At 43.7% G+C, this 3,230-nt stretch carries 3 protein-coding genes; 2 read left to right on the forward strand and 1 reads right to left on the reverse strand.

What is annotated here, in order from left to right:
* Positions 1 to 382: 382 nt before the first annotated feature.
* Complete coding sequence (locus tag DRJ53_RS20890; RefSeq protein ID WP_114237617.1) at positions 383 to 1,867, reverse strand: IS1182 family transposase; 1,485 nt, start codon at positions 1,865 to 1,867, stop codon at positions 383 to 385.
* A gap of 129 nt (positions 1,868 to 1,996) precedes the next feature.
* Between DRJ53_RS20890 and DRJ53_RS20895 the strand changes: the two genes are divergently transcribed.
* On the forward strand, positions 1,997 to 2,446 hold the full coding sequence (locus DRJ53_RS20895; protein ID WP_114237618.1) for a hypothetical protein: 450 nt from the start codon (positions 1,997 to 1,999) through the stop codon (positions 2,444 to 2,446).
* A gap of 200 nt (positions 2,447 to 2,646) precedes the next feature.
* Complete coding sequence (locus DRJ53_RS20900) at positions 2,647 to 3,114, forward strand: DUF2062 domain-containing protein (RefSeq protein WP_114237619.1); 468 nt, start codon at positions 2,647 to 2,649, stop codon at positions 3,112 to 3,114.
* Positions 3,115 to 3,230 lie beyond the last annotated feature (116 nt).

The raw sequence follows: 3,230 nt of genomic DNA on the forward strand, positions 1-3,230 counted from the left end.
GTGAACAGCTTTTCGGAGTAGTGCTTGCGGCCTTGCATACGAAAAGTTACTACTCCTGCAGCTTTTTTAAAACATACCTTATCCACAGCATGTGAGTTGTGCAACACGCACAGCGGCTTTTCGCAATGCGGGCTGAAGAACAAGCGCCAGTCAATTGAATTTCTAATCATCTTCAGTACATTAGTGTGGCTGACGGATCGCGGGCTACCCGCACTGCGTAAAGCCGTTTAACGTCAGGATGTGCAAAAAGGTCCATTTTTGTTTTTTGTTCCCGACTTTCCTTTTTTGTTTTTAGATAGCGATTGCCGTTAGTAGATTCAGGGCTGTAGTGCTGCAGGTGTGCTGTGATAGTTAAAAGCAGTTTTCAGCAGGTACTTTCCTTTCACGTTGACATCATTTGCAGTTTCTGAAGCATCTTTCCGGTGGTAAGAATGTTCATTACACGTTTGAAGTTGTAGCATAGGTATACCAATCCCATGTCGGCGCCTACTTTTCTGAGCCCTTTCATCAAAGTGTAGCTGTAGCCCCACCACCTTTTGATGGTGCCAAATGGATGCTCCACAATCTGCTGGCGTTTTAAGTAAATCTCCTTGTGCTGCCGCAGCCGTTTGCTGTTTCCTTCAATAGCTTCGGCGTACTGGCTTCGTTCGATCACCCTTCCCTTCTTCTGAACCGTGCAAAGATGTTTCGCCGGGCACTGCATGCATTTGTCCGTTTTATAGTGCTTGAAGTAAGAAGTGCTCCTTGTTTGCTCACTACGGATGTACACCTTTTTGTACCAGTGCCCGTTGGTGCTCAGCGTGTGCCCTTCAGGACAGGTGTAGGTATCGCAGGAAGGATGATAGCGGAAGTCCTCCAGGTGATAACCACTTGCAGGAATGGACTCCTGGGAGCGGTTGTAGGTGGGCGGTACATAGGTCCGAATGTTATCCTCGGAGCATCGCTGGATCTGTTCCCCGTTGAAGTAGCCTTTGTCGGCAAGTGCAGTGATTGGGTCCCCTTTGTGCATACCCATGCTTTCCTTTGCAGCCATTGCAGTGGGATGCAGGGCCTTGCGGTCATTTTCGTTCGTGATCGCATAGTGAACCACCAGTGAGTGCTTTGCATCACAGGCCACTTGGGTATTGTAAGATACTTCCACCACACCCGTTTTGTGCACCACGGCCCGGCTCTCAGGATCTGTGGTGCTGATCTGGGCGTCTGTGCTTTGCTCCAGCTGCTTTTTCAAATGCAGGTACAGGCTTTTTCGCTCCTTCATCCGGGTTTTATTCTGGGCCAGCTCTTGAAGCCTTTTCTCATCCTTTTGCTTTTTGTTTTCCTTTCGATCCAACTCATTCATTTCTGCCAGGTACTCCGATACCTTATGATCAATGTAGGTGAGCTGGCGGCGGATCTTGTCCTCATTGTAATTGTTCTTGCGGCTGTTCTGAGCCCTAAACCTGCAGCCATCAATGGCAATTGTCTTTTTTCCTACCAGCTTCCATCGGCACATTAGGGAAACAAATTGGCGGAACACCTCCCTGATCTGCTCCCCATGGCGCTTTCTAAAGTCGGCTATGGTGTGGTACTTTGGCAGCAGGCTGTTACACAGCCACATGACTTCTACATTGCGGGTGCATTCCTGGGCCAGTTTGCGCGAAGATCTAATGCCGTTAAGGTAGCCATAGATGAAAAGCCTGAGCAAAAGGGAGGGGTGATAGCAGGGGCGGCAGTTGTCTTGCGTGTACCTGCCCCGGACCTTCAGGGCAACATAGTCAATCTGCTCACAGAATGCATCTACTACCCTGACTGGGGCATCCGGAGCAATAAAGTCCTCCAGACAGAAGATGGCTGTTTGCAGGCGGTGGGTGCCTTGAACGTAAGCCATAAAGAACTGTTTAGAAGCACAAAGCTATTCACATCTTTGCACTATATTTCAACCCACAATGACAGACCCCTTTTTGCACAGTCTGACGTTGGCTGCAATTGCACAACCATCAAACTAACTCAAATCATTATGAAGAAAATCTCCCTATCTCTATTACTGCTTTTCTTTTTTACATTATCAGGTTATAGCCAAATCTTCGGTAAGCTGACTTTTTCAGATAGTAAAAGCTGGATACCAATTGATTTCAATCCAAAAAATTATATTTTATTGATTGAACAATATCCCGATAAATTGATAAATGAGGCGATGATTGATTACCTAAGAAAAAATTATAGAGGTAAATATGAAGTTGTTGGAGAAGAAAAGATTTTGGAAAAAACAGGCATTTATTCTGATACCGCACTGTATAAGTATGCCTTCTTGTGGGAAACGACTAATGGAAGTGACAAACCGACCGGTCATTTTTTTGACCGAGCTGTAGGCATGCATTATCCAACGACAACGAAGAATAATAGGTATCAAGCTAAAAACGCATACAAATCCTATATAAACACTATTGACCTTCGTCACAAGAAGTAAAGAACTCAGTGAGCCTAAACTGCAGCCAACAGCAGCTTTCAAAAATAAGGGCTGAAGTACAAGGCTTGAACCTATTAACTTTATTGAACGGCACGAAGTAATTGGAGCAGAAGATTTTCAAATGCCCTTACTTCTGAAAGCTGATAACCGTTATAGCCAATGGTAAAAAACACAGACAACATTCATAATTTGCAACTTTGATGAATAATAAACCAAAAATAAAGACAAGTTTCACTACAAGAATCAAGACAAGATTTATTAAATTGGCAAAGGAAAATTCAAGTGTAAATGAAATAGCTACAGGGGCGGCATTGGGAGCTTTTACAGGTGTTTTCCCATCATTTGGTTTTGGATTTTTAACGGTACTTCTATTACATAGGTTTTTTAAATTCAATATTTTTGCAGCAGCAACAGGTAGTTTAATTTCTAATCCTCTAACAAGTCCACTGTTTATGCTGTTAAGTTTTGAAACTGGAGAGTTGCTACTTAACACAGATGTTCGTTTTGACATGCATAATTGGTCTGCAAATTTAAAAGAAGCTGGCTATTCGATTTTTATAGGTGCAATAGCAGTAAGTAGTTTCTGTAGCTTTGCAACATATTTTATTACAAAATATATTGTAATTTATATTAGAAATAGGCAGAGCAATAGTTCTGAGAATTATTGACCAATAGGTGCATACGCCGGTCAAATTGATCCAGGTTGGCCGGTTTAATGTGACCCGGTTTGGCCGGAGCAAATTGATCCAGGCTGGCCGGAACAAACTGACCCACCTGGTGCACT

It is taken from the genome of Paracnuella aquatica, from assembly GCF_003332885.2.
Taxonomy (GTDB): domain Bacteria; phylum Bacteroidota; class Bacteroidia; order Chitinophagales; family Chitinophagaceae; genus Flavisolibacter; species Flavisolibacter aquaticus.